8 protein-coding genes are annotated in these 7,129 nt (G+C 38.1%); 5 read left to right on the forward strand and 3 right to left on the reverse strand.

Annotation, left to right across the window (positions count from 1 at the left end; all coding sequences use genetic code 11):
• Positions 1 to 257: 257 nt before the first annotated feature.
• Positions 258 to 1,256 (forward strand): 50S ribosome-binding GTPase, encoded by a 999-nt coding sequence (locus tag HZC31_03020; protein ID MBI5002329.1) that lies wholly within the window; start codon positions 258 to 260, stop codon positions 1,254 to 1,256.
• Between the two features lie 176 nt (positions 1,257 to 1,432).
• A complete protein-coding gene (locus HZC31_03025) occupies positions 1,433 to 1,978 on the forward strand; it encodes a metal-sulfur cluster assembly factor (protein MBI5002330.1) in 546 nt (181 codons plus the stop codon).
• Positions 1,979 to 2,043: 65 nt separating this feature from the next.
• Here HZC31_03025 and HZC31_03030 read toward each other — a convergent pair whose 3' ends face one another.
• The 3 genes from HZC31_03030 to HZC31_03040 all read right to left on the reverse strand — a co-directional run bounded on the left by HZC31_03030 (position 2,044) and on the right by HZC31_03040 (position 4,944).
• Positions 2,044 to 3,099 carry a hypothetical protein gene (locus HZC31_03030; protein MBI5002331.1) on the reverse strand — a complete coding sequence of 352 codons (1,056 nt, stop codon included), beginning with the start codon at positions 3,097 to 3,099 and terminating at the stop codon, positions 2,044 to 2,046.
• A gap of 315 nt (positions 3,100 to 3,414) precedes the next feature.
• A complete protein-coding gene (locus HZC31_03035) occupies positions 3,415 to 4,356 on the reverse strand; it encodes a hypothetical protein (GenBank protein ID MBI5002332.1) in 942 nt (313 codons plus the stop codon).
• 69 nt (positions 4,357 to 4,425) lie between these two features.
• Entirely contained in the window at positions 4,426 to 4,944 is a 519-nt protein-coding gene (locus HZC31_03040) for a 50S ribosomal protein L16 (protein ID MBI5002333.1), read from the reverse strand.
• 111 nt (positions 4,945 to 5,055) lie between these two features.
• Here HZC31_03040 and HZC31_03045 point away from each other — a divergent pair, with 111 nt between their 5' ends.
• The 3 genes from HZC31_03045 (at position 5,056) to HZC31_03055 (ending at position 6,832) form a co-directional block, all read left to right on the forward strand.
• A complete protein-coding gene (locus HZC31_03045; protein ID MBI5002334.1) occupies positions 5,056 to 5,637 on the forward strand; it encodes a hypothetical protein in 582 nt (193 codons plus the stop codon).
• Between the two features lie 11 nt (positions 5,638 to 5,648).
• Positions 5,649 to 5,924, forward strand: a complete 276-nt coding sequence (locus tag HZC31_03050; GenBank protein MBI5002335.1) for a hypothetical protein — start codon at positions 5,649 to 5,651, stop codon at positions 5,922 to 5,924.
• A 296-nt stretch (positions 5,925 to 6,220) separates the two neighbouring features.
• Positions 6,221 to 6,832 (forward strand): hypothetical protein, encoded by a 612-nt coding sequence (locus tag HZC31_03055; protein ID MBI5002336.1) that lies wholly within the window; start codon positions 6,221 to 6,223, stop codon positions 6,830 to 6,832.
• Positions 6,833 to 7,129: the final 297 nt, after the last annotated feature.

Genomic DNA, 7,129 nt, shown 5'->3' on the forward strand with positions numbered 1-7,129 from the left:
AGTTCATCCGGAATTCTCCAACCATCATCTCTAACAACTAATCCCATCGGGTCACCTCTTCTCATTCTCACGTGACCCATTCCCTAATATCTATTCAATGAGAAAGCTACTATTTATTCCTTTCGGGATAGGCTCTTAATGAAGCGGCGGAAATAATGTGTGGATCTGATAATAGCAGTGTCGTTCTTGTGCGTATCGCAAAAAAATAATCCATTAAAAAGTAATTCATTATATACTACTTCCTGATTCTTCATATCATGAACTTTCAGTACATGCAAAAAATAGAATCCGCCGATACGTATCTCGATCGCGCTATCCATGCCGCGAAAAAAAGAGTGAGCATGGCACGAGAAAGAGTTCCAAGAATGCGTGAAAAAGATGCGCGAAGAAAACAAGTGCAGTACTTCGAAATTGAACTCATTACAGAAGTGCAGGATAATCTTGCAGGAATGCTCAGCAAGATCTATCTGAAGTTTCCAAATCTTGAAGAGTTAGACCCATTCTATAACGCGCTCGCGAGAATTACTATCCGCTACAATCTCACCAAGCAAGCGCTGGGAAGCGTGAACTGGGCAGAGAAACAGTGTCGGGAAACCTCGTGGAAAGTCGTTATTGGAATTAAGAAAACATGGACGCTGGAAGAAATTCAGAAACTAAAGAATGCCTATTTTGGGAGAATAGGATCTGTCATGAGACAGATTCAAAAACATTTGGAAATCATTGAAGAATCCCGTAAAATAATGAAAACATGGCCTGACATTAAACCAGATGTCCGCACTATTGCGATCTCTGGCTATCCAAACGTCGGAAAAAGCAGTATCTTAAAAGCGCTCACGCAAACACAACCAAACATTCAAGCGTACGCGTTCACCACAAAATCACTGAACATCGGCTATTTTGATGTTGAACCAAGAACGTATCAAGTTATTGATACGCCTGGCGCGTTTGACAGAGAACTGGATAAGATGAATAACATCGAAAAGCAGGCAATGATTGTATTAAAACAGCTTGCGCAGCGAGTAGTATATGTTTTTGATCCAAGCGAAAGTTGCGGGTATGAAGTGGAAGCGCAGATAGAGCTTTTGAAGCGAATCCAGAAAATGACAGACAAAGAAATTATAATTGTTGCGAATAAAATGGATTTAGAATCAGGCAATATTGAAAAGATAAAAAAACTCTTCCCTACAGTCAGGGAGATTTGCGCGAAAGAAGGAAAAGGAATCGAAGCATTAAAAAAGAGCATTGCGTTTAAGTAGAATTCTCTTATAACAATAGGTATTTGCCCAACAACAAAAAACAATACACGCACGAGCAACCTCTATTGCCAGGGGGACCCATTGCACGAAAGTGCAATGGGGTCATTATAATTTTATAATAATAACAACGAAAACAGAATGAAGAAAAGCTAAAAAGAGACAACCAGGTGACAATCATGGAAAAAGAGAAAGGATTTTTACAAAAGATAAAAGACACACTCTTCGGCGAAGACGAAGAAGATTTTAACGCAGAAGGATACACAGAAGAGACTCCTTCTCAAGATGAACAAGAGCTCTCTCAGATTACAGAAAGCGTTATTCTCAGTGCAGAGAAACCTGCGCAAGCAGAAACTACTGAAGAACAAGCGGCAAAAGCTGAAGCAAAGAAAAGCACGCTTCAAAAAGTCAGCAAAGAGGACATGGAAGCGGTTGAAGAAAACAAGCCTATCATTGAAATACTCAAAACAGTAATAGATCCAGAATTGCAAATTGATATTTGGACATTAGGATTAATTTACAATATCAAAATTAAGCCAGAACAAAAAGAAGCGGAAATACTTTTGACCTTCACATCAATAATGTGTCCGGTTGGACCGATGATTGTGCAGAGTGTAGATCTCGCAATCAAGAAGTTGCCCAACATGGAGAAAGTGCATGTTGAAGTAACATTTAATCCCCCTTGGGAACCAACAGATGAATTGCGGGAGATGTTGGGTGTATAGATTAAATTTTCCTTGATAATCTTTATTTTGTATTTATGAAAATAAACTATTTAAACGATTTCCACTCATGTAGTTGCAATGCGTCTATCGAGAAGTTCTGCTATGAGGGGGTCTATTTTTCTGTCTATTTCATGAAGTATAGAATGAGGAGTAGATGGATTTCGAATAATATTTTTTATAATTGGTCTATAAGGACGATTATGTACGATATGATTTTTTATTCGCAAAAAATCTTCAGGAGCAAGATTTGTATTTGCAGTCAATGCAAATAACGCTATCCACGTTTGGTATGGTTTCCAAGAAGAATCTCCAAGCGCCTGCTCCACCAATGGAGCTACACTCTTTGCATCTGAAGAAAAAGCAGCCCTGATTAATTCAGGATATGTTGTTCCAATCCGCTCATGTACGTATATTCCAATTTCTGGCTTCAAGACTGCATCAAACCAAGAACAGAGGCTTGCTGTTTCTTGATACCATCTTCCAGGATTCGTCTGAAGAGGGTCGTCAAATATTTTATCAAGAATGTAATCAATTCCAGAAGCAACTTTTTCAGAAAGAATTTCTCTCTCTTTGAGATGCTCCAAAAGAGTAGCTGTTTGCCGTACTTCCGAATGTTCAACATGTAAATGTCGATAAGCAAAAAGTATTCTAGAAACAGTTCTTTTGCTTCCTCCCATACGCTTGAGGTATTCGTATGTTGAATCATCAGATTTTGGAAAGCACAATCTTGCGTATGCCTCCTCTAATTCCAAAAACAAAAGATAATATGGTGCTTTCTCTGTTCGCGAGATCTCTTTTTGTCTTTGGATTATATCGCGTGCTTGACCAGTAGATTGAATTTCAATAATGTCAAGAAGAGAAGAGTTTTCTCTGCCTGAAGTATAAAAAAAAGTATCTAACTCTTCTACTGGTATTCTACCATAAGATATAGGTCTTCCACAGAACATAACTGGTAACTGTTCAGAAACAATTTCTTGAGGATTGTAGATAGAAATATCAATATCATCGTATCGCTCTCCGCGAGCGAGTGAACCGCGAAGGAAAATATTGTCTGGAAATCCTTTATACAACTCGCGCAATTGAGTAACTACTGCAGCAGTAGACAATCTATGTGGTAACATTTTTTAGAGAAATATTGAATGCTTTATAAAGATAATTTATTTATAGTAAACGACACAATTGACGCATAAAGTATAATGTCGTTTACTATTCTAGTAACGGACAACAAGTATGTCTTATTTATGTCCGTTACTATTAAACAAAGCTTTATACATTCTGATAGGAAAAGCAGTTGAAGCGAGTTTGTTTTGGCTTACATGGGAACTCGGCGAAAGCCCCGCACTTTAGTGCGGGGATGAAGCCGAAAGTTCACATGTTTAATAATCCCAACGGAAAAGCCCATGCCTTTAGGCATGGGATAACCATTGGGATTATTTTTACTTTCCTTCAAGCAATTCATCTAATCTTTTTCGTCCCGTCTGTGTTCTAAATTTCGGTGCTCTTTGTTCTCGAACATATGCAATAAATCGAGCGTAATCTTTTGGTCCAAAATTATCATTCTGTGGAGCACTCAATTGACCCAGTGTATCTGCTTCCAATACTAAAACTTCATATGGACTTTCAATTTTATGTATAGCATCATGAACCTGAATCAAACGAAGAACATGTTGAATTTCATCTTCTGGACGACCTAGTGCTGTTAAAATTTCTCTTGCTCTTTCAACGCTTTGTCTTGCCTGCAGTTCAGCGCCGGCAGAAACAGTGTCATAATTACAGGATTGATCATCAAACATTCCTCCCCATCCTGTGTCATGAAGATACATAGCAGAAACAAGAACTTGTTTGTTTCCACCCTCCTTGCGAACTAATTCTTTCATCCATTTTACCGTGTGCATTGTGTGTGGAACGTCCCAATGAGGTCTTCCTGTTCGAAGATACGCAATAGCTTTGGATTTTAGATCTCGTTCACTTTCAATTGCTGACCCATTAGAAGTTTTAAAAACAGAGGTTTTTCCGTCAAAATCCAGATAGACCCGTTGTTGTGATAATTCAGTGCCTAATCTAAAAGCGTATTCGCATAAACTTTCAAAAAAAGAGTTAGAGCTAATAGGATTTGCTCTTGGACTCCATGCAAAAGTCATCCTATACAATTTTTCTCTGTATCCAGAACCACCTGTTCTTCCAACTAAATGTTCTTCTCGAATCATGCAAGGAATTTGTACCCATACAGAATTATCAAAACCGTTGTTTATTTTATCCACTATATCTTGTGTTTCAGCAAAAGAAAAAACTCTACCTTTTTCATATCCCGCTACAGAACCAACAGTAATAATTCCATGAATAGTTCTACCGATTGCTTCCGGAATATAGTTTGTCATAAAATAGAAAACAGAATCAAATTTATAAATATTGAGTTCATCATACTTCTCAAAATTAATGGGAGAAAATTAATAATCCTGAACAATCTGAGTTCTGCAAGCGAATTTGTGACCAGCTGCTTTCAATGCGTCGCGTGCAATTTGCGCGTTAACCGCGTCTACTTCAATAGTAAACAATGTTTTTCCTTTACGGATTTGCGCCGCAAGCCCAATGCATTTTCCAAAAGAACGCTGCATACCTGTACTCATACGGTCTGCGCCTGCGCCTGCCGCAAGTGGGTTTTCACGAAGAATGTGATGCGGATACATACGAATCATAAGATGAAATCCTGTTTTTCCAAGAGATTGTTCAAGGACACGAACAGAAGCGACACGTGCTGATTCGATTGCGTTGTGTCTGATCTGAAGATCTGATTTGGAAAGAAGACTAAATTTGTTTTGGAATTTTTTTCCAGCAGTACCCATATCGTAACGAACTACTTTAGATGTAGGGGTAGATCGAACATAAGAAAGACTCTTAAATTTAGACTTTCGTGTATACGGGCGTTCAAGACGTCTGTACGCAACTGCTTTTCGCATTTTTGCCATGAAACTTTGAGAAAAGCAGGTGATTTATAAAGATTTTGTTTTCAAGAGAGAATTTACAGAAATAAAAAAAGAGGAACAAATCACAAAGTATATAAAGGAATTTGTCACAAGATGATAACAAAAAGAGGTGGGTTTATGCGTATTCATAATTTTTCAAAAAAAGCAGCGTTAAATCTTTCTGTAGAGGCAATCATTATTTTTGTTCTTGCGTTCGCGATGCTAGGAGTCGGTATTTTCGTCACTGATCAACTAAGAGAAATTGGAACACAAGGAGTCGCGACATCGCAGGATATTCTTGCGAGTATTGAAGAAAGTCCAACAGCGGACAAACCAATAGTGGGGATCAAAAAAGCAGGAGTCAGTTTGCCTGCGAATGACCAGTTGGAATTATCGATTGGATTTTACAATGCAGGAAGATCAACAGCAGAAGAAGCGACAATTATTGTTGATGATTGTAAAAGCAGTTCTACAGGAACAACATCGAGTTATGAAACAGATGGAGAGTATCCGGTTGTTGTCGTCGCATCATCTGAAGATGTTGCGCCAAGCACAGAAACAGGATTCCTTGTTGTTATGAATAATAATAATCTTGAAAGTGGAGAAACGTACATCTGTAAATTAAAAGTGGTTATGGAAAGTGACATTACAGTAGAATACGAAACACTGACATTCTTCTTGAATGTCATCAGCTAAGGTGAACAATCATGGCAAAAAAAAGAGTAAAAGGAAATACACCATCATTTTTGAAGAAGATCAAAAGACGAATGACTGCGGATCAGGAATTCGAAATTATGCGTATGGTTTTGGACAAATTCCTGTGGCTCGGCTTCATCATCATGGCATTCGGATTATATCTGATGATCAGAGCGCCAGAATTAATGTACAAAGGCTTTACCTTGATCATCGCGGGGGGCATTGTCTTAATCTTGTTCACCATTTTGATCGTCAAAGAGTTTGAGATCATTAAGGCGAGCGAATAGTTTTTCTTTTTAATTCCTTTCTTTTATTTTTTAGATTTCCTTCATAATTTAGATTTTTAAGAAATAAATAATAATAGATTGGGGATTCTCAAAGACTGTCAGGCGATTCAAGCGCTAGCAAAGCAATGAGCAGTTGAGTAGTAAACAAAACACGCATCAACAAAGCTAAATGTCAGGGGGACCCATTGCGCCAAAGCGCAATGGGGTATTATGGAGTTTTAAAAAAACAGATAAGAAAATAATTTCTGAACCAAAAAAACAATAAGTATTTATCTAAGATAAGCAAAAATAACAAGATGAAAACATACTGGAATAAATCTGGAGCAGTCGAACTCAGCGTCAACATGATTGTGATAACTGTCCTCTCCTTAGTCGTCCTGGGTATCGGCTTTTATCTCGTCACAAGCCTTTTTAGCACAGCGACAGAGTACAAAGGAACATTAGATGAACAAACAGAGCAGAATATTCTTACTGCGTTAAAAAAACCAGGAGAACTTATTAGTCTTCCAATTACGCAATACAGTATTGAACGAGGAGAAACAGATGTCATAGGAGTAGGATTACTCAACAATATTGACACAACGTCATCACAAACATTTTACATCTCCATCACCTGCACAGAAGCGCTCGCGGAAGATGAAACAGAGTTGTGCAACGCAAACGCAGGATCGGTATGTAACACAGAAACAACAGGATATTGCACAACCTGGCCAACACTTGGAGATGAGCAACTCACATTAAATAATAGAGACGCGGAAGTCGTCAGTATTTTCTTCGCGGTGCCAGATGACGCTCCTTCTGGAACGTTTGGCTATAATCTCAAAATATGTACAGGAAATACCTGCGGAAGTTCTGGCTCAACACAATACGGTCCAACAAAGAAATTATATGTGACTGTGCCTGAATAGAAAAACAACAAAACAAGTATTCTTACTCATTTATATTTTAACTTCAAATATAATATAGAGAGTGCAAGAAGAAGCCCAATACTATTAGTAATGGCAACAGGACCATTCTGAATCAAAAAAGCGTACGTAACCCAAAGAATGAGACCTGAAACATATATAGAGCCTATCCCGAAAGGAATAAATAGTAGCTTTCTCATTGAATAGATATTAGGGAATGGGTCACGTGAGAATGAGAAGAGGTGACCCGATGGGATTAGTTGTTAGAGATGATGGTTGGAGAATTCCGGATGAACTTTG

The sequence above is a fragment of the Candidatus Woesearchaeota archaeon genome, from assembly GCA_016214075.1.
Classification (GTDB): domain Archaea; phylum Nanobdellota; class Nanobdellia; order Woesearchaeales; family DSVV01; genus JACRPI01.